This is a genomic window from Psychrosphaera sp. 1_MG-2023 (assembly GCF_030548245.1).
Lineage (GTDB): Bacteria > Pseudomonadota > Gammaproteobacteria > Enterobacterales > Alteromonadaceae > Psychrosphaera > Psychrosphaera algicola.
On record NZ_JAUORW010000001.1, the window covers coordinates 204,407 to 227,871 of the forward strand.

A 23,465-nucleotide genomic window follows, 5' to 3' on the forward strand; every position below is an offset into this window, starting at 1 on the left:
CGCATAATAGAGGCCGTCTACTAATTATGAATAAAGTTGTTACTATGATTAGAGTACACAAGTTAAAGTTGAGTAAAAATGTGGGATGGTAAAAATCGCCGCAAGGGCCCTGATAATTTAAGTATAATGTTGAATGTGCTTAACCTTATATCTTGGATGGTATTTGTCGCTGCATTGGGGCTATTTCACTATGCCCGTCCCGAAGTGTTTTATTTAACAGCGATGTTCCATGATGTGCCAGTTAGAACAGTATGGGTTGCATCACTTAAACATTGGCTGCTTATTACCTTATATTTTAACGTTGCGATAAGTATGTTAACGCTGTTTATCAATCAACGACGATCTAAACGAGCGAGTGACCACAGACGTTACAATTTGGTTTTTTTAGTGCTCATCGTCGCTGCATTTTTATTCGCTACGAATACGTAAACAAAAATACAACAATTAAGTGACGCTCTGTTTGTCCCGTGCGCTGGCCTAAACGGCCAGCGTGTCAATCTAACCTTTAACTTCGAGCCCGCGGATTACGCTATTTAAGCCATCGGTTAGTGCAGTGAGTTGTTCATCTGTGATCACATACTGAGGCATAACGTAAATAAGACGTCCAAATGGTCTAATCCACAAATTATGTTCAATAAATTGTTTTTGTATCGTCGCGACGTCGACATTTTGACACATCTCTATTACCCCAATTGCGCCAAACACCCTGACATCTTCAACGTGATCTAAATCTGCTAAAGTACTTAAGTTTGAACGGAGTAGGGTTTCTATGTTCTTAACATTAGATTGCCAATCATATTGACTTAACAAAGCCAAACTGGCATTTGCAACAGCGCAGGCAAGGGGATTGGCCATAAAAGTAGGGCCATGCATGATAACGCCAGCCTCACACTTTCCAATATCATTTGCGACTTCCGTTGTACAAATTGTTGCCGCTAAGCTCATATAACCGCCGGTTATCGCTTTACCAACACACATGATGTCAGGGGAAATATTGGCATGTTCACAGGCAAACATTTTACCCGTGCGGCCGAAGCCAGTGGCTATTTCATCAGCAATAAGCAATATGCCGTATTTATTACAAATTTGACGGATTAAAGAGAGGTACTCAGGATGATAAAATTTCATCCCCCCAGCACCTTGTACTATTGGTTCTAATATAAATGCAGCAATTTCTAAATGATGTTTTTCTAGTGTGTCAACAAGTTCAGCCATATCTGCATTATCAAATACTTGATGGGGTTTTATAGTCGGTGCTGAAACAAAATAATGTTGCGGTAAAATACCGGTATATAAGCTATGCATCGAATTATCTGGATCACAAACGGACATTGCGCCAAACGTATCACCGTGATATCCGTTTTTAATGGTAATAAATCTATTTCTGTTTTTAAATCCTCTCCCTAACTGTGCTTGAATCGCCATTTTTAAGGCAACTTCAACTGCAACAGAACCACTGTCTGCTAAAAATACTTTATCAAGTCCAGCGGGTGTTAAATGAACAAGCTTCTTGCACAAATCAATGGCGGGTTTATGGGTTAAGCCACCAAACATAACATGGCTCATATCTGCTAATTGTTCGGTTACGGCTTTGTTTAAAATAGGGTGGTTATAGCCATGAATTACTGACCACCATGAGGACATGCCATCAATTAGCTTGGTGCCGTCTTCTAATTCTATATACACACCTTCCGCTCGCTTTACGGGATAACACGGTAACGGATCTTTTAACGAGGTATATGGATGCCATACATGATTTAAATCAAATGTTGAATCGACACTTTGGGTAGGTATATCACTTTTTACAGTCTTTGTGGTCATAAATTGTTCACTTGTAAACTTTTGTGTAAGTCTTAAATTGACTTATTATTTGCGCAGGATAGACTACCGACTTTTAAAATTCATCAATTTTTGATTATTTGGATTAAATTATGTCTGCAGAAATACGCCACGATTGGTCTCACGAAGAAGTAAAACGCTTGTTTGAAATGCCATTTAACGACTTGATGTTTAAAGCACAGCTTGTTCATCGTGAACATTTTGATCCAAATTATGTCCAAGTAAGCACTTTATTGTCAATTAAGACGGGTGCTTGCCCAGAAGATTGTAAATACTGCCCACAAAGTGCGCGTTATTCTACGGGACTTGAAAAAGAACGCTTGATGGAAGTTGAAAAAGTCCTAAAACGAGCTGAAGAAGCAAAAGAGATTGGTTCTACTCGTTTTTGTATGGGCGCTGCGTGGCGTAACCCTAAAGACCGTGACATGCCTTATGTAATTGAAATGGTTAAAGGTGTAAAAAAGCTAGGTTTAGAAACCTGCATGACTCTCGGAATGCTTACAAAAGAACAAGCGTTAGCATTAAAAGAAGCGGGCCTCGATTACTATAACCATAACCTAGATACCTCTCCTGAATATTATGGCGATATCATTACGACTCGTACTTATGAAGACCGTTTAGAAACTCTTGATAATGTTAGAACTGCCGGTATGAATGTCTGTTCTGGCGGTATAGTTGGCTTGGGTGAGTCTGAAAAAGACCGTCATGGCTTATTAATGGCGCTAGCAAACTTGCCTCACCATCCTGAAAGCGTACCAATTAATATGTTGGTTAAAGTGGAAGGTACGCCACTTGATTCAGTGGATGATTTAGACTCTTTTGAATTTGTTCGCACAATTGCAGTTGCGCGCATTATGATGCCTAAATCGTTTGTTCGTTTGTCTGCTGGACGTGAAGGCATGAATGAACAAATGCAAGCGATGTGCTTTATGGCTGGGGCAAACTCGATATTTTATGGTTGTAAATTACTAACAACAGCAAACCCCGATGAACATTTTGACCGCAAATTGTTCCAAAAATTAGGGATTAACTCTGAACAAACTAAAGACTATTCAGACGAAACTAAAGAAGCTGCGTTGTTAGAACAGATCAGTGATCAGACTAAACCAGCTGAAAAAGAAATGTTTTACGAAGCGTAATACGATGTTTCATCAGTATGTGGCGGAGCAGCTGGCTGAACGAGAACGGTCTGGCTTGCTGCGTAAAACGCAACTTGTTAATCCTAAAAGCGCTAGGCTGATAGAAGTCGAAGGTTCGCATTATTTAAACTTTGCGACGAACGATTACTTAGGCCTAGCAGCTGATTCAAATCAGATATTATCGTCAGCTAAGACTAGTCTATTTAGCGGTGCGATGGCGAGTCCTTTAGTTACCGGTTACCATCAAATTCATCGCGATTTAGAGCAACAGTTGTTGCAACTGGTCAAAGCGCCTATTGATTTTGGTTGTTTGTTATTTAGCTCTGGATTTGCCGCCAATATGGGTGTCATTAAAGCGTTATTTAATAGCTCGCGTGGTAACGCGTTACTGATTCAGGATAAGCTGAATCATGCGTCCTTATTAGAATCTGGCAGTAATTCGCAGGGTCAAGGCTATTGCAAACAATGGCGATTCAAACACAATGACAATTCTAGTTTAGAGCAACTTCTTACGGCTAAAAACGCACATGAAACTCGATGTTTGACGGTAACCGAAGGCATTTTTAGTATGGATGGTGATGCGCCAGATTTGTCTGGTTTATCTCAAGTTGCTCGTCGAGCAGGTAGTCTTGTAATGGTCGATGATGCACATGGGATAGGTGTATTAGGACCACATGGGATAGGTAGTTTAGCAGAACAGAATTTATCCTTTAGTGACATTGACATTTTAGTGGTTACCTTTGGTAAAGGCGTCGGTGCACAAGGGGCTGCCGTCATTGCTCCGCAATTATATATTGATTATTTTACTAACTACTCAAAAGAGTTTATTTATTCGACGCATCTATCGCCAATGCAAACCTATTTGGTTAGTGAGAATTTAAAGAAAATGGTAAGTGAAGATTGGCGTAGAGAGAAGTTACACAGCAACATTGCCTATTTTAAAACCAAAATGAAAAACGCAAACAGAACCGTGATGCCAAGTGGCTCTGCAATCCAACCTATTTGGATTGGTGATGAGAAAGTGGCTTTGTCGGTTTCTGAGCAATTAAAACAAAAGGGAATTTGGCTCACCGCGATTCGTTATCCTACTGTTGCTAAAGGCGCTGCTCGATTGCGTTTAACACTGACAACTGATCATACCCATGACGATATCGATTTTCTTGTAAAAAGCTTAGTAGAAAGTACATATGACTAAGCAATTTGAATCGCAACTTATAGCGCAAGATACGTTTCAACAATTGTCTCAGCGAGAAAAGATCCAGATTTGCTTTTCAAATTCAGCGCAAACGTATCGTTGCGGAGCCCAGTTACAACAAAGAGTTGGGCAAACTTGTTTATCTAAGATAGCTAACAAAAAATATAAACGCATTTTGGATTTGGGGTGCGGCCCGGGTTTATTTGCGCCTGAGTTAGAATTGTTAACAACACAACTTATCAGTCTTGATTTATCAAAATCCATGTTAGAAACAAATCCATCGTCGGGCGTTAAGATACAAAGTGATAGTCATAAGTTGCCTTTACAACCAAATTGCTTTGATTTGGTTTTTTCAAGTTTGATGATCCAGTGGTGCAATATCGAAACCGTTTTAAGTGAGATACACCAAATATTAAGACCTGGCGGACAAGCCGTTATTTCTACTTTAGTAAGCGGTACGTTAATTGAATTGGAACAAGCTTGGTCTGCTGTTGATAACGATACCCATATTCATCAATATTCGACTTTTGAAGACATCGAGCGGATCGTTAACTCAAGTGATTGGAAAAAAACTAATGCAGAATTGGCAACTATATCGTTAAAATTTGATTCTGTTTTATCACTTGCAAAAGAATTAAAGTTACTTGGTGCTAATTTTGTAAAAGATCGTAAGAACAAAGGTTTAGTGACCAAAAACAAATGGGTAAAAATGGAACAAGCATATCAACATAATTGTGGTAGCGACAATTCAATCCCCGCAACCTATCAGGTTGTTTATATAACGTTGGAGAAATAGCGTTTATGGATTTTGCTAAATTACCGACACGGTTTTTTGTCACTGGTACAGATACAGAAGTAGGTAAAACCTATTGCAGTGCTTTAATAGTAAAAGCCTTAATCCACAGTGGTCACTCGGTTTTTCCATTTAAGCCTGTCGCAGCTGGTGTTGAGCCATCATTGGTGGTTAACGGCAAAGCGGTAAATGAAGATGCTTATCATCTTTGGTTAGCGTGTAACAAAGTGTACTCGTTAGATCAAATAAATCCCATATTATATCAACAGCCCATAGCACCTCATATTGCAGCAGAGCTTGAGAATAAGGTTTTAGATGCATCGCTGCTTTCGTTGCTTAGTTCAAAAGTTCCTGGAGCGGAGTACACTTTAATAGAAGGAGCAGGGGGCTGGCACCTTCCCCTTAATAATGAAAAGCTGATGTCTGAATGGGTCGTTAATGAAAAATTACCTGTTTTATTGGTGGTAGGTATTAAACTCGGGTGTTTAAATCATGCGCTGTTAACTGCGGAGTCGATAATAAATTCAGGTGGCGCAGTTATTGGGTGGGTTGCTAACTTTATAGATGGTGAAACAGATATCGGGCGAAAAAACGTAGAGTATTTGCAAACTCAACTGACTAAACGCTTTAATATTTCAAAGTTGTTTGAAATCCAAAAAAACCAACGGACGCTTTTGTGACTCAACAAATTGAACTGATTGACGTGGCGCTATCATTTGTTCCTGTTAGCGTTGTTTTGTTTCTCATGTACCGCTCTAAAATGCCGGTGACCGGGCCCACTATCTCTATTGCTCGTATGTTATTGCAACTTATGGTCGTCGGTTATGCGCTGTTATGGGTGTTTCAACAAGCGTCCCCTCTATTTATCACTTTGTTGATATTTTTAATGATGTTGATAGCAAGTTGGCTTGCTCTTAATGTTGTTAAAACTAAAACGGTTGTGTTATTTCGCCACGCTTTAATATCTATATTAATAGGCAGCGGCCTTGTTCTGATTTTTATAACTCAGGGGGTTTTGAGAATTGAACCTTGGTATAACCCACAATATTTGATCCCACTTGGTGGTATGCTATTTAGTAGCAGTATGACCGCGATTAGCCTTGCGTTGGAGCGATTTGTTGCTGAACTTGAATATCACACAGTAGCTTCGGCTAAAAATATTGCGATAAAAGCCGCTATGATCCCAGTAATCAATTCCATGTTGGCAGTCGGCGTTGTATCCTTGCCAGGTATGATGACCGGTCAAATACTTTCCGGCGTAGAACCATACATTGCTGCCCGGTATCAAATTTTGGTAATGACCATGGTTTTTTCAGCAACCGGGTTAACGGTATTTGTATTTATGTATTTGTTGGCTAAAACCAACCTGTCTTATTTGAAGAGTAAAAACTGACTATGGCTTTAAAAGCAACGATTTATAAATTTGATGTGTCTATTACTGACCTAGATCGAAATTATTATAATGACCACCAACTGACGGTTGCAAAACATCCATCAGAAACAAGTGAGCGCATGATGTTACGCTTATTAGCCTTTATTTTAAATGCGTCAGAAACACTCGAGTTTACCAAAGGGTTAAGTGACACAGATGAGCCTGACTTATGGCAAAAAGACATGTCTGATGTTATTGAACTTTGGATTGCGTTAGGCCAACCGTCAGAATCTCGAGTGAAAAAAGGCAGTAACCAATCGAATAAAATGGCTATCTATGCTTACGAGGACGGCTTTTTTAACGAGTTTTGGGCTAAGCAAAAGAATAAAATTAGCGTTAAAGATAACATTTCGGTTGTGACTGTACCTTCTACCATCGGACAACAACTTGTTGCAGCATTGCAGCGTACCATGGCTATTCAAGTCACGATTCAAGATGGTACTGTGTACTTAACGGTTGCGGGTGAAAGCTTGTCTTTTTCCCCTACAACTCATCTGTAGGTTTATCGTTAACCTTTGTATGCTCAGATGATTTCTCATCTGATTTTTTCGAATTTTCAATGGGCTCCTGTTTTAGGTTCTTCATTGAAAATTTTGCGGAATGTTTTAACAGCATAATGTTGCCGACTATCATACCAAGCGCGATTACAATAATTACAATTGCAAATCCTGACATTACTCTACTCGATTTACGTTCAAAATATAATAATCAAGTATATGCTCAAAATTCCTAAGTATCGTGGTTTTGCCAGCTATATCTTCATTTATGATCAAATCGAACAATATCTTTGGTTCCGACTCAAGTAATTCCAAATAGCCTGAAGATAGCGGGTAATAAGACATGTGCCAAGGTTCTTCGGCAATACCGCCATTGTGGTTTAGATAAGGGAAATGGAAGCCAAAGTTTTCAGCATTTTTTAGTAGCCATTGGTGTAAATTAGCAAACGGTCCGTCGCCCTGATATTCAGAACTTACCAATTTAAGCCCCAACGTTTGATCAAAAGTAGATTTATCGTAATAGTCAAAATCAGTGCCCCAATGATGACGACTCGCGCCAGGAAGCGCTGAAAACCTCAAAATAGCTTTTATTCGCTCGAAGGGTTCAAGGGTATCAACGTCAAGTTGTATTTGATTGTCATCAAAAATTGGGATCATACCTAAATATTTGCCGTTCCATATTTTTAACTGTCTTTCAAAGTCTCTAAATCCTGATGCAATCTGCATGTCGAAACCGGCATCAAATGCTGCAGTTTGTAAGGCATTATAAGGCTCTATAACGTCGCTATGTATTGCGACGCCATTTGATTGAAAGATTATATTAGCGGTGTCCTTGCCGGTTAGATCCAATTTTTTCATTAACTAATTATTTTCCTAAATTATGGTAATAGGGCATTTTCTAAAACTTTAAAATACATTTCAGTTAGTTGATCTAAATCTGCGATAGCAACAGATTCGTCTACTTTATGTATCGTCGCATTACATGGGCCTAATTCAACGACTTGCGCGCCAGTAGGGGCAATGAAACGACCATCGGACGTGCCTCCTGTCGTTAGTAGTTGTGGCTTTTTCCCGGTAACTTCTTCAACTGCTATGTTAACAGCATCGACTAACGTACCTTCGTCTGTTAAAAACGGTAGACCGTTATATGTCCATTTTAACTCGTAGTTAAGTTCATTATCGTTAAACAATGTTTCAACTTGATGAACAAGTTGTTCAGCGGTCACTTCAGTTGAATATCTAAAATTGAACATGATTTCAACATCGCCAGGGATAACATTCCCAGCGCCAGTGCCAGAATTGATATTTGATATTTGAAAACTCGTAGGTGGGAAAAAATCATTGCCAAGATCCCATTGTGTTTGCGTCAATTGGAAAATAGATTGCGACACTTTATGAATAGGGTTTTCAGCAAGGTGCGGATAAGCGACATGGCCTTGCACACCTTTAACCGTTAAATCGCCTGTTAAAGACCCCCGACGGCCATTTTTCACGATATCTCCACAATAGTTGGTACTAGAAGGTTCACCAACAATGCACATATCAATCTTTTCATTTCGGGCTTCTAACGTTTCAATGACTTTCATCGTGCCGTTGATGAATGGACCTTCTTCATCACTTGTAATTAAAAAAGCGATAGAGCCTTTATGATCTGGGTGAGCTTTGACAAAATTTTCTGTTGCGACAACCATAGCCGCTAAACTGCCTTTCATGTCTGCTGCACCACGACCAAAAATATGACCGTCCTTGATAACAGGTTCAAAAGGTGGCGTAGACCAGTTTTTAACATCTCCTGTCGGTACAACATCGGTGTGCCCTGCAAAACAGAACACCGGCGCTTCTGTGCCTTTTCGTGCCCACATATTTAATGTGTCGACATAAAACATCGATTCGATATTAAAACCTAATTTTTCAAGACGAGAAGCCATTAACTGTTGGCAGCCTGCATCTTCTGGAGTTACAGACTCGCGACTTATAAGTTGTTGAGTTAATTCAATTGTTGGAGATATTTGCATATTAAGATTTGCCAAAAAGTGTTTCGTAATCAGTTTGTTTAAAACCCAGGTAATAATTACCGTTGGTATATAAAATAGGGCGTTTAATCATCGCTGGAGCGTCTAGCATACATTTAATTGCTAATGATTCGTCCATGGCTTCTTTTGTCGAATCGTCAAGTTGTCGAAAAGTTGTACCACGTTTGTTTAATACATTTTGCCAACCAAGTTCTTTACATACATTAACAAGCCATTGGTGTTCGATGCCGTCTTTGCGGTAGTCGTGAAATGTAAAAGAGATGTCTTGTGTGGTTAGCCATTTTTGCGCTTTTTTTATGGTATCGCAGTTCTTAATACCAAACATAGTTGTTGTATTCATAGTTTATTTATTCTGTCACTAAGGTAAATAAAGGGTCTGCACCATGCTCGACGTGAGTTCTTGGTACGACTATTCGTTTTATCGTTTGAGCATTTAACCAAAAGATATAAAGATGGGTCGGTGTTGAGTTGTGACTCATCTTATAAAGGTTAAGTTCCATTAATGGTTGATCAAGGGTTACCGCTTGACCCAATTTAACTAAAATCTTAATGCCTAGGCCCAAGTTTTGTTTGTATTCAAAAGGCAACTGAATAGCTAGTTTAAGCTTGTTTTTTGCTTGTAAAACGATCTGGCCGATTGAGATATCAATAGCAATCACATGGGCATTAAACGGTGCGGTTACTTGACTTGTCGTCGGAGTAATACTTACGCCACACCCTAATTGGTTGACTAATGGGCATGAAATTCTGGAGACTTTCCCCGATATAGGAGCAGGAATTTGTACCCCAGTTACAGTGGCCCCTTGTTTAAATTCTATTTTACTGGATTGACCAATCATGGTTTTACTAAATCTCAGCCCTTATTTTGTAGCCGGCTTTTTCGAGATGAATAATCGCGGCTTCAACATTTTTACTTTTAACTAAAATGTAGTCAGTATCGAATGTTGAAATTACGAATATGCTGATATCAGCAGCAGAGAGCACGCCGCTAATGTCTGACAAAATCCCTGTCAATGAAAATCCCAATGGCCCTATAACTTCTAAACTCTTCCAGCCATCCTCTTGCTCGTCGCTCTCTAATTTTAAATCAGAAGAGCAAACAATAGATAACTCGTCTGCAGTTTTACCTATAAAAAAGATATCTGATTGCAAAACGACTTGAGGTACCGGCGTTTCTGGTACGAAACTGTGTACTGAAAACTCTCCGTCTAGAAGGTGTAATGTTTGTTTAGGCATGAAGCCGATATCCTTATTCGATCTAGTAACCGATGCCTTTTATATTACTATGCTTTAAACAAAAAAGCAGTCTAAAACCTTTAAAATAGTCTAACGTTATTTTCTACAACGTTGTTAAACTCCTGTTTATTTACACAGTTATCAACTGTGCTTAATACTTTTCCACAGATTGTGTGGATAACTCTGTTGAGTAACTCTGTTGTAGTCTGTAAGTTATTGATAACAATGTGTATTAACAAGTGGTTAAATATTGTCACCGGACAAATAATATACGTACATAGTTGCTTAAGTAATCGGTTTTGGTCCTGGCTTTTAACCTATGAACAAATAGACAACAAAAGCAAGTATAAACTTGATGTAAATAGTGGATAAGTCGGTGTTTTTAAATTCACTTGTGGATAACTTGTAAATAACATTTAGATAAAAATATGGTACTTAGATAGCTGATAAATAGCGCAAAAATTGATTATCCAGTGATAATGTCCATTTTGTATTTTGACGGTGTTGAGAATTAGGTTATCTTTAATGGTAGTGAGTCTATTTAAGAGGTAGTGAAATTTGCTAATAATTAAAACTCTAAAAACCGGATATGATTTTAGCCAACTTTGGCCAAAACGAGAACCCTATTTGGCGATGTTTGACCAAACAAGGGCGGTGAAACTAGCGTTGTTGTCTTTGACATTAATGCCTTCACTTGCAATTGTTACTGCGTTTCTGCATTTACAGTTTTTTGGAACAAGCCAGATAAATCTTACATTTGCGATGACGATTTTGTTTTTAAGTATTCCTGTACAAGCGTTTTATGTACTGGGTCTAAAAGCGAATAGTCAACTACCTGTAAGTTTACGAGTATGGTACAGAGAGTTAGAGTCTAAGATTAAATTGACGCCACTTGTGGAGCCTGGTTTAGAAGGTAAAGCAGATAAACGTCTGGGTAAATCAGATAATAAACTAACATTTTTAGACTTAGCCTGTGTATTACATGACCTGTTTGATCCAAGCAAAAGAACAAACAAGTCATTTAATTAACAATATAATAGACGCTAGTAATCGAGTTATCATTTAAACGTTTTTTATTAAAGTGGTTTTGGACTATAGTCAGCGCCACTTTTTATTTTAACACTGCGATAACCTTAAACTTCAAAATCGATTTCAATAAATATAAATAGATTAGCCAATAGCAACGTAGTGTTCGTTGTTTTCGATACGTTTGAGCCAATTTGAAATATTCGGAAATTGACTGAGGTCAAAACCACCTTCATCTGCAACATGGGTGTAAGCATAGAGCGAAATGTCCGCAGTTGTAATTGTATCACCTGTTAAAAATGCGGAGCTTTGCAAGCATTTTTCCATAACTGTTAGCGCTTTATTGCCGCCGGCTTGTTTATCTTTATATTCTTGTAACCTAGATTCAGGCATTCCCAAATATTTATTAATAAAGCGCGCAACGGCAATAAATGGCTCGTGGCTGTATTGTTCAAAAAATTGCCATTGTTGGATTAGTGCTTGGGCTTTAGGATCAGAAGGGTAAAACTTACTGCTATTTGCAATATAGTTAATAATAGAATTAGATTCCGATAGGCAAAAGCCGTCACTAAAACGAACAAACGGGATCTTGCCATTTGGATTCATAGAGACAAACTGATCGGTCTTGGTATCGCCCTTTAATATGTCGACCTCAATCCATTTATATTTGACTTGTAACAACTCACAAACAAGTTTTACTTTGTAACAATTTCCTGAATTTACATCGCCATATACTTCAATCATCGTTAACTCCAGAGTTGATTTGTTAATCGTTATTGGTGACTAAATGCAAGGGAAAACGTAATTGGCACTGAATAGCTGATCGAACTTAGGCCCGCTAGTTGTTTAAGTTTATCGATACCACCAGTTAACTGAAATTGGTCACTATTTATCACAACCGGTTTGATAGTACTTATTGTCAGAGTTTTGTTTTTTCCTTTCACAAGCATCACTTCAGTTGTTATTTTTTGGGAAATACCATGGAGTGATAACATTCCCTCTATGGTCGTTGTTGTGTGTTCGCCCAAGGTTAGATTTTCATAAACGCTAGGTTTAACTTGGGTTGTAAAAACGGCTTGAGGGTATAGGTTCGTTTCAAACAACTCTTTTGTCATTCGCTGATTACGGATCTCGATATTGCTTTCGACACTATTTAGATCAATTGATAAACTTGCTAAGCCTTGCTTGTTTATTGTGCCACTTAGTTGAGTAAACTGATGAACTTCAGTGGTTGTTTGTTTTTTAGTCGATAAAAAGTGGAAGGCTGAATTATCATTATCCAATTTATAGTCGGCAAATACGCCAGCAGAGGCACTCATCAGCAATGCCGACATGGCCAAATTAGCTATCATTTTACTGTTCATGTCTTTTCTCAATTTTTTATTGCTAAATTTAGTTTAAATTTCAAACGTTGACCAAATTGGTGCGTGGTCAGAAGGTTTTTCTATACCGCGCAGTTCATAGTCAATATCTGATCCTACTAGTGTATCCGTCAACGATTGTGTTGCTAAGATCACATCTATTCTAAGGCCTCGGTTGTCATCAAATCCCTTAGAACGATAATCAAACCAGCTGTATTTTTCTGTAGTATCTGGGTGCAGTTGCCTAAACGTATCAGTAAAACCCCAATTTAAAAGGTCACTGAGCCATTCGCGCTCAATCGGTTGGAATGAGCATTTTCCAGTTTTTAACCAACGTTTACGGTTTACTTCGCCAATTCCGATATCTAAATCTGTTGGAGAAATATTTATATCGCCCATAACAATCAAGTTTTCCGTGGGCGATTGATAGGTCTCTAAGTGGTTCATTAAATCTTTATAGAACTGCTGTTTATACGGAAATTTAGTCTCGTGTGAAAGGTTATCACCCTGTGGGAAATAGCCATTCATTACTGTTAACTTATTGCCTTTGGGCGTATTTAACGTCACTGATACCATTCTTTTTTGATGCAATTCTGTATCTGTCGAAAAGCCTTTATCTTCGCTGATGATCTGTTCAACTAAGTCTTGGCGAACTAACATAGCCACACCATAATGAGCTTTTTGGCCATGTACTATAGGATAGTATCCAAGAGCAGTTATATCGTCGAATGGAAAAACTTCATCATGTGCTTTAGTTTCTTGCAAGCCAATTATATCTGGATTGTGTTTAGTGATAAGCGCAGTTAGTTGGTGAATTCGAGCGCGAACGCCATTTATATTAAAAGAAATAATTTTCATAGAATTTAATCACGATGCTAATGTTTTATGGTGGAGATGATGCCTGTAAGTCATTAGAATCGCAAATATAAGTCTATTAAATTGTAGCTAGGAGCTAACTATTTTTCATTTATTTTTACACTTTCTAGTGCCGTGCTGCATTGCTTTAATTTTTGCACCAAAACAATGGCAAAAACCACTACTCATTATGATGTTAACGATGGTTGTTGATATTGACCATGTCGTTGCGGATCCGATCTACGACCCAAACCGTTGTTCAATAGGTTTTCATCCATTCCATAAACTTTATTTTATTTTGCTTTATGGTGTTTTGTTATTTTTTAAAAGAGTACGTTGGATTGGGGTCGGCTTAATGGTTCATATGTTGCTCGATAGTATCGATTGCTATCAAAATATGGGCATTTGGTGGCACAGTGCAGTGTAATTAATTCTTGTTCTTGGAATTACCCGTATAAAAGTTATACGGTCTTTTTAATAGTTTAAATTAATCACTGAAAACCAAGTCAATTTGAATTAGAGTTAAGCGATAACTAGGATACAACGAAGATCTTGTTTTCATGCTGAATGTTTTTCAATCTAATCGACTTGAAGCTCTCGTCACCATTTTATCAAAACAAATGAGTGACAATGCCTTAGATTCTGTACTAACCCCGGATACGATTTTAGTGCAAAGCCCCGGCATGGCGCAGTGGCTTAAACTAGAAATCGCAAAATCAAATGGTATAGCAGCAAATTTGGCGTTTCCGTTACCGAGTAGCTTTATTTGGCGACTTTATCAAAAAACCATGCCAGATATTCCAGAACAAAGTCCATTTAATAAAGACCGAATGACCTGGATATTGTTTAAGTTATTACCCCAGTTTTTAACCCAGACAGAATTTAACGCTCTGAGCCACTTTTTGGAAAGTGCTAAAATTGATACAAGTAATGGAAGTGAACATTTTTATCAACTTAGATTGTTTCAACTGGCCGAAAAAATAGCTGATGTACTCGACAATTACTTAATGTACCGACCTCATTGGTTAACGCACTGGCAGGAAGGCAATAATGATTTACCACCTACAGAACCCAATATCGATATAGAACAACACGCGTGGCAGGCCATATTGTGGCGAGAAGTTGTTCGATACGTAGAAGCAGATTATGACGATGTGGACAACATTCCTGCATTACACCGAGCGGAAATGCAAAAGGTGTTGTTAAATTGGTTAGCGCAAGCCGATAAGGCAACAATTCAGGCGATGGTTGGTGCTAGGGTAAGTGTATTTGGTATTTCAACGTTACCTGAGCAACAGCTAGAAGTACTGGAAGCGCTCGCGAGAAACATTGAAATTGATGTTTATTGGTTTAATCCTTGTCAACTATACTGGGGCGATATTATTAGCCCTAAACTTGCTGCCCGATTGACAAGTCAACAACAAAACATAGTTAAGATTAATAGTGAATTACATGACCAATATTATATTGTTGGCAACCCATTATTGGCCAGTTGGGGAAAAGTTGGTAAAGATTATCTGGATTTGCTAACCAATAGAAATGTTGAAGTATATGACATCTTTATTGACCAAGCTGATCAAGCCACTAGATCAGTTTTACATAAAATTCAGCATGACATTCTAAATTTGGAATATCGTGACAGTCAGGTCCCGTTGACGCCTCAAGAGCTAAATTCAGAGCAGGGCAAATTAGTTTGGCCTCAAGACGATACATCAATACAAGTTCATATTTGCCATAGTCGTTTACGTGAACTGGAAGTATTAAAAGATAACTTGCTTCATTTATTAGCTGAGAACGAGGGGTTATTAGCGAGTGACATACTCGTGATGATGCCAGATGTTAATGCTTATAGCCCGTTTATAGAAAGTGTTTTTGGTGGGTTACACCAAGGTGCAAAGTACATTCCGTATACAGTTGCGGACCGCAGCGGTCACGATCTAAGTCCATCACTCACAGCATTTGTTGATATGTTCCTACTGCCTGAATCACGATTTACCATCATTGAAATATTGGACCTTATTGAAGTTCCTTTTATGAGTCGTTTATTCAGTTTTGACCAAGATGATTTAAATCTTATTCGCAGGTGGGTTGATGGTTGTCAGATTAAATGGGGAATATCTGGACAGCATAAAACCAAATGGCAAATGCCAAATAGAGATATGAATACTTGGCAAAGCGGTTTAAAGCGAATGTTGCTCGGCATATCCGTAGGTGAAGATGCACTATGGCATGACATTGTTTCTTTTTCAGAAATAGAAGGTATGCAAGCGAAAACACTGGGTAAGCTAATTGATTTTTTCCAGTTTGTTGTAACGTTACAAGTTGAATTAGACGCGGCTAAAACCCCTGAACAGTGGCATCACTATATAACTGAGCTATTGGCGTATAGTTTTGACTTAGACACACTCGATGAAATTGAACAAAACGTATTAATGGCTATTCGGGACGTCAATGACAAACTCAAGGACTTCTCTAATACGTTACGTCTTGATCAAAAAGTGAGTTACAAAATTATTCACCGACATTTTGATACTTTTTTACAAGAAGATGGGGTAACGCAGCGATTTTTAGCGGGTAAGCTAAACTTTTGTAGCTTAATGCCAATGCGATCTGTGCCATTTAAAGTTGTTTGTGTATTAGGCTTAAATGAAGGTGAGTACCCTCGGAACGTTGACCCAATTAGTTTTGACTTAGTCTCGTTATGTTCGCCTAAAAAAGGCGATCGTTCGAGAAAATGGGATGACCGCTATTTATTGCTAGAAGCATTGTGCTCAGCCAGAGACGTGTTTTATTTAAGTTATGTAGGTATTTCTCTCAAAAATAATGAAATGGTGCCTCCTTCAGTGTTGTTAAATGAGTTTAAAGATTACTTGTGTCAATCATATTTACCAACAAACAAGCAACAAAAACTAACGGATAGCTTTGAATATATCCATAGATTACAACCATTTGATAGCGAATATTATACGCAATCAACACAGAGTAATTTGCAAAATTCTTACCATAAACAGTGGTTTGATGTAGCAAAAGCAGCACATGCTGAAAACAATGGGGAGGAACTTACATCGTCGCCTTTGACCTCTGACCAATCAAATTTGGAGAACTGGTTTCAATACAGCGCGAATGCTAACGACAGTGAAATTAATATTGATCAGTTTATTGAATTTTGTCGCAATCCAATCAAAGCGTTTTATCGTCAACAATTAGATGTTCGATATGAGTTCTATACAGATACTTTAACAGAGGTTGAAAACTTTAGTCACAACGGCCTAACTAAATACACAATGAATCTTAAATTTATTGAAGCTGCACTTAATCAACAACTACCAAGTAAAACGCTTATGTTACAAAATGGTCAGTTTCCGTCGGACGAATGGGGACAACGACTTTATAAAAATTATAGTGCAAATAACGAAAAATATACGTCTGGATTGCATCAGGTAGTTGAGATTGAAGAAGGCGATAACATTCAATCAACACCACTTTCAATTGAATATAAACCAGCGTTTGGTAACGGTAATATTACCCTAGAAGCTGATTACCATTTGCTCGCAGGTCAAAACGTGCAACTCAGAGCTGGACGAATAAGAACGGTTGATATTATTAGTTGTTGGATTAACCATTTAGTGATAAATGCCAGTGGCTTTGAAATTAAGTCAGTGGTTTATGGGATAGAAGGTACGTCACCTAAATGGCATGGTTTCCCTGCACTTAGTAAAGCGTACAGTGCACAGATGTTAAATGACTGGTTGCGACTTTATTGTTATTCAATGGACCAACAACGTTTGTTGAAATGGCACCCGGAAACCGCACTTTTATGGCTGCAGAAACGTAAAAAAGATGTTTCACCACAAGAACTTGAAAGCGTATTGATGGATGCAATTGCAGAGGGCAGCTCTGCAGCTACAATTACTATAGATAGTTACAGTTGGCGTTTATTTACCAAGCTTGATGATTTCACGCCTGAGTTTTTTGCTTTAGCAGATAAAATGTTATTGCCCATGTTAGAAATAGGAATGGGTTGTGGAGTTAGAGGGTTAAAGCACTATATTTCTCACATTAATCAAGCGCCAGTGGAGAGCCTTTAAATGAACGTACTTAATCCACTCTCTTTAGTGCTGAATCAAAATTGCCTAATCGAAGCGAGTGCAGGCACCGGTAAAACTTATACTATTACAACATTATATCTTAGGGCCATTTTGGGGCTCATAGACCCCGAACGTGAATTGAGCCCAATTGAAATTCAGAAAATTTTAGTGGTGACCTTTACCGATGCTGCAACAAAAGAGCTTAAAGATAGGATCAGAGATAAGTTAATTGAGGCGCAACATTATCTAATCTCTAGCCAATCTAGCGAAAAAACAAAAGCTGATCCTAATCTAATTGCGGTCATTTCCTTGTATCAACTAAAGTGCCAACAGCAATATGATATGGCGTCAGAAGCGGCTAGTTTACGGGCGTATACTCAGCTTCAACAAGCCATAGTACTTATAGATGAAGCGTCTATCTTTACGATTCATGGATATTGTCAACGGTGCTTAAACCAGTTTGCGTTTGAAACACAATCTGATTTTGACAAAGAAATGGACTTAGACAGCAAACCGACTACAGATAAAGCGCTTTATGATTTTTGGCGTCGTGAAGTATTAACGCTGACCTCTATTGAATTTGGATTATTTTCAGAAAACTGGGCGACACCTGAGGCTTTATATAACAATATTTCAAATGTTCTTGGTAAACGGATTTTAATTAACCCAACGTTGGATGAGGAAGGTTACCAGAGCCAACTTGCTACATTAGTTGGTCTAACAGAAAAAATCCGTACACTGTGGAATGACTGTAATTTTAGTGACATTATTTTAAGCTCTGGAATGATTGCAAAGCGAAAAGCCGTTACGCGATTAGCTAGTTTAGAACCGTTTTTAGCGGGCGATATCGCTTACCCAGAGTTTGCCGATAAAGACAGGTGGTCAGTTTGGGGTCAGGAGGTTTTTGGGAAGCAAAGCAATTACAAAAAAGGTCATCCCTGTTTAGAGCACGAAATTATCGCTTTAATCGAACAACTAATCGCATTAGATGAGTCTTTTTGTGGCTCAGCTTTTAAAGGTTACTGGTTAACACACGCAAAAAATAGTATTGAACGACTTGCGAGTCAATCAAACTCACAGCAACAAACGATCACACCGGATGACCTGTTAACGTCCTTAGCCAACGCATTAGAAAATGACGAACAGCACGCTTTAGTTAAGGTAATAAGAAATTCGTATCCGTTGGCATTTATCGATGAATTTCAAGATACGGATCCAGTTCAATATCAAATATTCTCTACGATTTATAAAACCGATTTTGAGCCTGAAAGAGAAGCGGGTGAGTCGGCCGCTAATATGATTTTAATTGGCGATCCGAAACAAGCGATCTATAAGTTCCGTGGCGCAGATATTTACACGTATATTCGGGCAAAACACGACATCGTGCCGGAACGTCATTTTACTTTGAATAAAAATTGGCGCTCACACCCTGAGTTAATTCAATCAGTAAATTATATATTTGAACATAGCCCAGAACAATTTGAGCATAAATCAATTCCCTTTGTCTCTGTTGATTCCGGTCGCTCATTTGACTCACAACAAGCCCCAATTGACCACGACCAAGCGGCGTTTGAAGTATGTCATTTAGTTGTTGATGAACAGCAAGATAGTGGTAATTCGGAAACAAATATAAACAATACCGACGACACAGCAATTATTAACGCTGAGGAAGCTAAAGATAAAAATAAAAACAAATCAACGTCATCAACCAAAGAGGGCGATAAAACAACTATAGCAAGCACACAAGGTTATGATCTCATGGCCAAATGGTGTGCCGTCGATATTGTTAATTTATTAAACGGACATAAACATAAGGGACCTGATGATCCAAAAGCGGTATCCACAGGTGATATTTGTATTTTGGTTCGTAGTCGTCCGCAAGCCAAAATTATAAAAAATAGCTTGAGTCAACTTGGCTTAGATTCCGTGTACCTGAGCCGTGATAGTATTTTTAGTAGTAAAGTTGCTCAGGACTTAAATCTTTTACTCATGGCAATTGCAGCGCCGAACAACGAACAAAAAGTAAAAACCGCACTGGCGACTCAGCTTTTTCAATACTCAGTAGAAGACTTACTCACATTTCAACACGACCCAAATCTATGGCAAGAAAAGCTCAATTGGTTTTTCGAAGCTCAAGTTGAACTGCAAAGGGGCAATATTACGAGCAGCGTCGAACATTTAATGTTTTGCGCTGAAAGCTATTCAAAATGGTCATCGAGTGTCAAAGACTTCAACCGACACATAACCGACTTACGTCATTTGTTGGAAATATTGCAATCGCAACAGAAACAGCATGCTGGTATAGAAAAGCTTTTATTGTGGTTCGAACAACAAATCTCGATGGATGTATCAAATGAATCAAACGATGAAAAAGTATTGAGACTAGAGTCGGATTCAAATTTGATAAAAATAGTGACATATCATGCGTCTAAAGGTCTGGAGTATCCTTATGTGTATTTGCCTTTTATCTGCAATGCAATGTTAAGTAAACAAGCTATTTATACCTCGGAAAAGGACAATACCACCTATTTTAGGGCCGATAATAGACTTATTGAACTGCAATACGCAGAACAAGAGCGCATGGCAGAAGATATACGATTACTGTATGTCAGTTTAACAAGGCCGATTTATCGCGTCGTTATTGGCATGTTTAACGTTGTAAACAGACAGTTTAAACTGCATCAAACCGCGATTTATAAATTGCTATTTGGCCGTGAAGAACAATCGAACATTGATGAGCGGATCAGTGATTATTTTACTGCAATGTCAAAGCAGGTTACTAATAATCAAACTGCTGGGGTTGTTTATAAAAAAGTAACTGTCTCTGAGGTTCATGACGCGTTTAAATCTTCACCAGTATTGTTGATGCCTAAGAATAGCGACGAAGCTTCGATGGTATTTAATCATTATAACCCACCTAAAAAACATGACTGGCGGATCATAAGTTATTCTATGATGAGTAACCAAATTGGTCATGCAAGTCATAGCGACGTCATTAAATCTGAGCCTGATGTTCTATTTGAAACTAGGGGGGTTAACGAAACAGAAGAAAGTGAATCTAATGATATCCTTGTCGCACCAGAAGGGGTTTTTAATCAGTTTCATTTTCCAAAAGGCGCTAATGCGGGAACCTGTATCCATTGGATTTTAGAGCATGTTGATTTTCAACAACCAATGTCTGCACAGACCCAGGTTATCATTGACGGGTTAACTAAATTTTCAATATCTTTAGAGTGGGTTGAGACGGTAGAACAATGGTTGCAAAATGTAATTTTAAATCCCAAAGCTGGTTTTTCTTTATCTCAATTGGCACCTAATAAATTTATTAATGAATTGGAGTTTTACTTTGATTTTAGTGGCCTCGATATGTCTATTTTTGGTAACGCGTTATCGATGTTAGGGTTAGAACAATTGAGTAACAAAATGAAAGGCTCAATGTTTTCAGTGTCTAGAGGCGTTGTTAAAGGGTTTATCGACGTTGTTGTCCAACACGAACAAAAGTTTTATGTAGTGGACTACAAATCCAATTTTCTAGGGTTTGAACTTCAAGATTATGACCAAACCAAGCTATTTGAAAGTATGATTGACCATCATTATCACTTACAAGCGCTGATCTATCTTTTAGCGTTACATCGTTTTTTAGCTACACGTTTAACGGACTACAATTACGACTTACATGTAGGTGGTGCTGTGTATTTATATGTCCGTGGGATGGATGAAAAAGATGACACTGGCGTATACAAATTTGAAGTGAATTATGACGTAATTCAATATCTTGATAATGCCCTAAAACAACACGATGTAGCGCAACACGACTTAGCGCAAAATGCCGATACTGGCGAGTCAAAGTCAGCTGGAACGGATGTTAAAATTGTCGATGAAGGTTTATGGTCACAAAAAGGATTTGGGTTTTAACAATGAATTTTTTATTAAGAACAAATAGCAATACGTTGATAAATGATAACGGCTCCTTTATGGAAATAGGCTCAACCGATAAATCAATACTTAAATTTGATCAGACTCCCGTCGCACATTTGTTAACTGAGTTGGTTGCAAACGGCAAAATTGAGTCGGTCTGTAAACACTTCGCTAATATGATATTTGATGAACACTTAAGTCAAAATAAGCAAACTGAGGGAGATTCGAGTAGGAACCTATTAACGATTTTAGCGGCGTTTGTAATGGACGCAATGTTAAAACAACATTCATGTATCTATATTGATAGAAAAATCATTAGTAGCTGGTTAGCGATAAGCGACATTCTTGAACTTAACATTTTGCTACCCGATCACCAGATTTGGCTCGATACCGTTAGGGGTGAAACAGACTTTGTTCAAAATATTGACGACATTAGTTCGCTAAGTACTGCACAACAGGTTATTAAGCCATTTGTTTTGTGGCAAAACCGATTCTACTTGCACCGTTATTTTATCGCTGAACATTGTATTGCAAATAAAATTACTAAGATGTTAGGTCGAGCACCTAAGCAATCAAACAATAAGCTTGAAAGCGCAGATGAAGATCAAGCAGAAAATAATATTACGCCACGTACTTTAGGCTTTATCGAAAGCATGTTTAAGCGCAGCGATGAAAATAAAGAAAACGACAATGTTGTAGATTGGCAAAAAGTCGCAGTCACAAACGCTCTTCAGTCTCAGTTTTCTGTTATTAGCGGCGGTCCCGGCACTGGCAAAACGACAACCGTGGTTAAGTTACTTGCCGGAATTCTATTTGATCATCAGCTCGTAGGTGGACAGGGAAAATTAAAAATCGCAATTACCGCGCCGACAGGTAAGGCAGCGTTACGACTTGAAGAGTCTATTAAAGGAGCGTTAGGTTCTCTAGATATTGAAGACGAACTTGCGGCTCAGGTTCCTGTTTCGGCCTCTACAGTACATCGATTAATGGGCTCCCGAGGCAACGGGCAATTTAAACATGATCATAATAATTTTTTATTGCGACTCGACATATTGCTTATTGACGAAGCTTCTATGATTGATGTCACATTAATGGCAAAAGTATTTAATGCGTTGCCGTTAAACTGCCGAGTGATATTGATCGGAGACAGACAACAATTAGCCTCTGTAGAGGCTGGTAATGTGTTAGCCGATTTTTACATTGCTCAAAACCAATTGTCCTTACGTTACCTTGTTGAACTAAAAAAGAGTTTTCGGTTTGGTGCAGAAAGTTCGATAGGGCAACTCGCCGCGGCAATTAACGTTGGTGACTTTAATAGCGTCAATGCTACATTTTTAGCGGATACAGCAAATGAACAGTCGTTAAATTGGTATCGTCAGCCACACGCTGAAATTGATAAAGTAGTTGAGTTAGTTACAGAACATTATTCTAATATCCATAGAATGGCGGCAACATTAACAATTGAAAATGAGGCCGAATTGATCCCTGAAGTGTTTAAAACGTTATATCAATTACAGGTATTTTGTTGTGTCCGTAAATCAGAATTTGGTACTGAATCTCTCAATAGGCGTGTTCATAGACGATTAATGCAAAAATCGTTAGTGCCCAACAAAGAGCAACATTATGTTGGTCGGCCAATTATGATTTCAACAAATGCGTATAATTTGAAATTATATAATGGTGATATTGGCATTCAACTCATTGACCCGGTTTCGGGGTTATTAATGACGTATTTTCAAGTCGGAAAGTCTGCATTCTCTAAATTCCATTGCCAAAGGTTACCAGGTCATGAGAGTGTTTATTCAATGACAGTGCATAAGAGTCAGGGTTCGGAATTTGACCATAGTATACTGATACTCCCAGCGGAAGATGAGTCTTCATCGTTAGTTTCAAGGGAAATTGTTTACACTGGACTAACGCGTTCCAAAATCAATTTTTCATTACTGGCCACTGAAACCAGTTTGCGTTCCGCGATAAATAGAACAACCCATCGTTACTCTGGACTAGCGGAAATGTTGGTCAATCAACTAAGCTAGTATATCTTTTGGTTTAA

Annotated in this window: 22 protein-coding genes; 12 read left to right on the forward strand and 10 right to left on the reverse strand. The window is 38.3% G+C overall.

Annotated features, from left to right (window positions below; genetic code table 11):
* Window positions 1-78: 78 nt before the first annotated feature.
* Entirely contained in the window at window positions 79-429 is a 351-nt protein-coding gene (locus Q4575_RS00750; RefSeq protein WP_215962850.1) for a hypothetical protein, read from the forward strand.
* A gap of 69 nt (window positions 430-498) precedes the next feature.
* Here Q4575_RS00750 and bioA read toward each other — a convergent pair whose 3' ends face one another.
* Window positions 499-1,821, reverse strand: coding sequence for an adenosylmethionine--8-amino-7-oxononanoate transaminase (gene bioA, locus Q4575_RS00755; protein ID WP_303521014.1), 1,323 nt, complete (start codon window positions 1,819-1,821; stop codon window positions 499-501).
* A gap of 110 nt (window positions 1,822-1,931) precedes the next feature.
* On the opposite strand from bioA, the gene bioB reads away from it, so the two are divergent.
* The 6 genes from bioB to Q4575_RS00785 are packed head-to-tail and all read left to right on the forward strand — an operon-like array spanning window position 1,932 to window position 6,898.
* Window positions 1,932-2,978, forward strand: coding sequence for a biotin synthase BioB (gene bioB / locus Q4575_RS00760; RefSeq protein ID WP_215962852.1), 1,047 nt, complete (start codon window positions 1,932-1,934; stop codon window positions 2,976-2,978).
* Window positions 2,979-2,982: 4 nt separating this feature from the next.
* Window positions 2,983-4,173, forward strand: a complete 1,191-nt coding sequence (locus tag Q4575_RS00765; protein WP_303521016.1) for an 8-amino-7-oxononanoate synthase — start codon at window positions 2,983-2,985, stop codon at window positions 4,171-4,173.
* A complete protein-coding gene (locus Q4575_RS00770; protein ID WP_303521017.1) occupies window positions 4,166-4,969 on the forward strand; it encodes a methyltransferase domain-containing protein in 804 nt (267 codons plus the stop codon). Before Q4575_RS00765 ends, Q4575_RS00770 begins: the two co-directional genes overlap by 8 nt.
* A gap of 5 nt (window positions 4,970-4,974) precedes the next feature.
* On the forward strand, window positions 4,975-5,646 hold the full coding sequence (gene bioD, locus Q4575_RS00775; protein ID WP_303521018.1) for a dethiobiotin synthase: 672 nt from the start codon (window positions 4,975-4,977) through the stop codon (window positions 5,644-5,646).
* The gene (locus tag Q4575_RS00780; protein ID WP_303521019.1) at window positions 5,643-6,359 is read left to right on the forward strand and encodes an ABC transporter permease; all 717 of its coding nucleotides are present in this window, start codon (window positions 5,643-5,645) and stop codon (window positions 6,357-6,359) included. Before bioD ends, Q4575_RS00780 begins: the two co-directional genes overlap by 4 nt.
* Before the next feature lie 2 nt (window positions 6,360-6,361).
* On the forward strand, window positions 6,362-6,898 hold the full coding sequence (locus Q4575_RS00785; RefSeq protein ID WP_303521020.1) for a YaeQ family protein: 537 nt from the start codon (window positions 6,362-6,364) through the stop codon (window positions 6,896-6,898).
* Here Q4575_RS00785 and Q4575_RS00790 read toward each other — a convergent pair.
* From Q4575_RS00790 to Q4575_RS00815, 6 genes are read right to left on the reverse strand one after another with little or no spacing between them, the layout of a single operon-like run.
* Window positions 6,882-7,073: a DUF2897 family protein gene (locus Q4575_RS00790; RefSeq protein WP_215962857.1), complete on the reverse strand. Its 192-nt coding sequence runs from the start codon at window positions 7,071-7,073 to the stop codon at window positions 6,882-6,884. The two genes, Q4575_RS00785 and Q4575_RS00790, sit on opposite strands and share 17 nt — an antisense overlap.
* On the reverse strand, window positions 7,073-7,753 hold the full coding sequence (locus Q4575_RS00795; RefSeq protein ID WP_215962858.1) for a M15 family metallopeptidase: 681 nt from the start codon (window positions 7,751-7,753) through the stop codon (window positions 7,073-7,075). The genes Q4575_RS00790 and Q4575_RS00795 overlap by 1 nt, the downstream gene beginning before the upstream one ends.
* Before the next feature lie 20 nt (window positions 7,754-7,773).
* Entirely contained in the window at window positions 7,774-8,910 is a 1,137-nt protein-coding gene (gene dapE, locus Q4575_RS00800) for a succinyl-diaminopimelate desuccinylase (RefSeq protein WP_215962859.1), read from the reverse strand.
* 1 nt (window position 8,911) lies between these two features.
* Window positions 8,912-9,268 (reverse strand): ArsC family reductase, encoded by a 357-nt coding sequence (locus tag Q4575_RS00805; RefSeq protein ID WP_303521022.1) that lies wholly within the window; start codon window positions 9,266-9,268, stop codon window positions 8,912-8,914.
* Between the two features lie 7 nt (window positions 9,269-9,275).
* Window positions 9,276-9,767, reverse strand: coding sequence for a PTS glucose transporter subunit IIA (locus tag Q4575_RS00810; RefSeq protein ID WP_272179600.1), 492 nt, complete (start codon window positions 9,765-9,767; stop codon window positions 9,276-9,278).
* A gap of 7 nt (window positions 9,768-9,774) precedes the next feature.
* A complete protein-coding gene (locus Q4575_RS00815) occupies window positions 9,775-10,164 on the reverse strand; it encodes an ACT domain-containing protein (RefSeq protein WP_215962861.1) in 390 nt (129 codons plus the stop codon).
* Between the two features lie 558 nt (window positions 10,165-10,722).
* Here Q4575_RS00815 and Q4575_RS00820 point away from each other — a divergent pair.
* Window positions 10,723-11,193, forward strand: coding sequence for a DUF412 family protein (locus tag Q4575_RS00820; RefSeq protein ID WP_215962862.1), 471 nt, complete (start codon window positions 10,723-10,725; stop codon window positions 11,191-11,193).
* Window positions 11,194-11,334: 141 nt separating this feature from the next.
* Here Q4575_RS00820 and Q4575_RS00825 read toward each other — a convergent pair whose 3' ends face one another.
* From Q4575_RS00825 to xthA, 3 genes are read right to left on the reverse strand one after another with little or no spacing between them, the layout of a single operon-like run.
* Window positions 11,335-11,931, reverse strand: a complete 597-nt coding sequence (locus Q4575_RS00825; protein WP_215963045.1) for a glutathione S-transferase family protein — start codon at window positions 11,929-11,931, stop codon at window positions 11,335-11,337.
* A 32-nt stretch (window positions 11,932-11,963) separates the two neighbouring features.
* Window positions 11,964-12,554: a YceI family protein gene (locus Q4575_RS00830; protein WP_303521024.1), complete on the reverse strand. Its 591-nt coding sequence runs from the start codon at window positions 12,552-12,554 to the stop codon at window positions 11,964-11,966.
* A gap of 33 nt (window positions 12,555-12,587) precedes the next feature.
* Window positions 12,588-13,409: an exodeoxyribonuclease III gene (gene xthA, locus Q4575_RS00835; protein ID WP_303521025.1), complete on the reverse strand. Its 822-nt coding sequence runs from the start codon at window positions 13,407-13,409 to the stop codon at window positions 12,588-12,590.
* A gap of 100 nt (window positions 13,410-13,509) precedes the next feature.
* Between xthA and Q4575_RS00840 the strand changes: the two genes are divergently transcribed.
* From Q4575_RS00840 to recD, 4 genes are all read left to right on the forward strand, one after another.
* Window positions 13,510-13,833, forward strand: a complete 324-nt coding sequence (locus tag Q4575_RS00840; RefSeq protein ID WP_215963046.1) for a DUF6122 family protein — start codon at window positions 13,510-13,512, stop codon at window positions 13,831-13,833.
* Window positions 13,834-13,966: 133 nt separating this feature from the next.
* Window positions 13,967-17,494 (forward strand): exodeoxyribonuclease V subunit gamma, encoded by a 3,528-nt coding sequence (recC, locus tag Q4575_RS00845; RefSeq protein ID WP_303521026.1) that lies wholly within the window; start codon window positions 13,967-13,969, stop codon window positions 17,492-17,494.
* A complete protein-coding gene (gene recB, locus Q4575_RS00850; RefSeq protein ID WP_303521027.1) occupies window positions 17,495-21,409 on the forward strand; it encodes an exodeoxyribonuclease V subunit beta in 3,915 nt (1,304 codons plus the stop codon).
* A gap of 2 nt (window positions 21,410-21,411) precedes the next feature.
* Window positions 21,412-23,448, forward strand: a complete 2,037-nt coding sequence (gene recD / locus Q4575_RS00855) for an exodeoxyribonuclease V subunit alpha (protein WP_303521028.1) — start codon at window positions 21,412-21,414, stop codon at window positions 23,446-23,448.
* Window positions 23,449-23,465 lie beyond the last annotated feature (17 nt).

Coding starts and splice junctions, on each gene's coding strand:
- Q4575_RS00750 (WP_215962850.1), top strand. CDS start 79: ATGTGGGATGGTAAAAATCGCCGCAAGGGCCCTGATAATTTAAGTATA.
- bioA (WP_303521014.1), bottom strand. CDS start 1,821: ATGACCACAAAGACTGTAAAAAGTGATATACCTACCCAAAGTGTCGAT.
- bioB (WP_215962852.1), top strand. CDS start 1,932: ATGTCTGCAGAAATACGCCACGATTGGTCTCACGAAGAAGTAAAACGC.
- Q4575_RS00765 (WP_303521016.1), top strand. CDS start 2,983: ATGTTTCATCAGTATGTGGCGGAGCAGCTGGCTGAACGAGAACGGTCT.
- Q4575_RS00770 (WP_303521017.1), top strand. CDS start 4,166: ATGACTAAGCAATTTGAATCGCAACTTATAGCGCAAGATACGTTTCAA.
- bioD (WP_303521018.1), top strand. CDS start 4,975: ATGGATTTTGCTAAATTACCGACACGGTTTTTTGTCACTGGTACAGAT.
- Q4575_RS00785 (WP_303521020.1), top strand. CDS start 6,362: ATGGCTTTAAAAGCAACGATTTATAAATTTGATGTGTCTATTACTGAC.
- Q4575_RS00790 (WP_215962857.1), bottom strand. CDS start 7,073: ATGTCAGGATTTGCAATTGTAATTATTGTAATCGCGCTTGGTATGATA.
- Q4575_RS00795 (WP_215962858.1), bottom strand. CDS start 7,753: ATGAAAAAATTGGATCTAACCGGCAAGGACACCGCTAATATAATCTTT.
- dapE (WP_215962859.1), bottom strand. CDS start 8,910: ATGCAAATATCTCCAACAATTGAATTAACTCAACAACTTATAAGTCGC.
- Q4575_RS00805 (WP_303521022.1), bottom strand. CDS start 9,268: ATGAATACAACAACTATGTTTGGTATTAAGAACTGCGATACCATAAAA.
- Q4575_RS00810 (WP_272179600.1), bottom strand. CDS start 9,767: ATGATTGGTCAATCCAGTAAAATAGAATTTAAACAAGGGGCCACTGTA.
- Q4575_RS00815 (WP_215962861.1), bottom strand. CDS start 10,164: ATGCCTAAACAAACATTACACCTTCTAGACGGAGAGTTTTCAGTACAC.
- Q4575_RS00830 (WP_303521024.1), bottom strand. CDS start 12,554: ATGAACAGTAAAATGATAGCTAATTTGGCCATGTCGGCATTGCTGATG.
- xthA (WP_303521025.1), bottom strand. CDS start 13,409: ATGAAAATTATTTCTTTTAATATAAATGGCGTTCGCGCTCGAATTCAC.
- recC (WP_303521026.1), top strand. CDS start 13,967: ATGCTGAATGTTTTTCAATCTAATCGACTTGAAGCTCTCGTCACCATT.
- recB (WP_303521027.1), top strand. CDS start 17,495: ATGAACGTACTTAATCCACTCTCTTTAGTGCTGAATCAAAATTGCCTA.
- recD (WP_303521028.1), top strand. CDS start 21,412: ATGAATTTTTTATTAAGAACAAATAGCAATACGTTGATAAATGATAAC.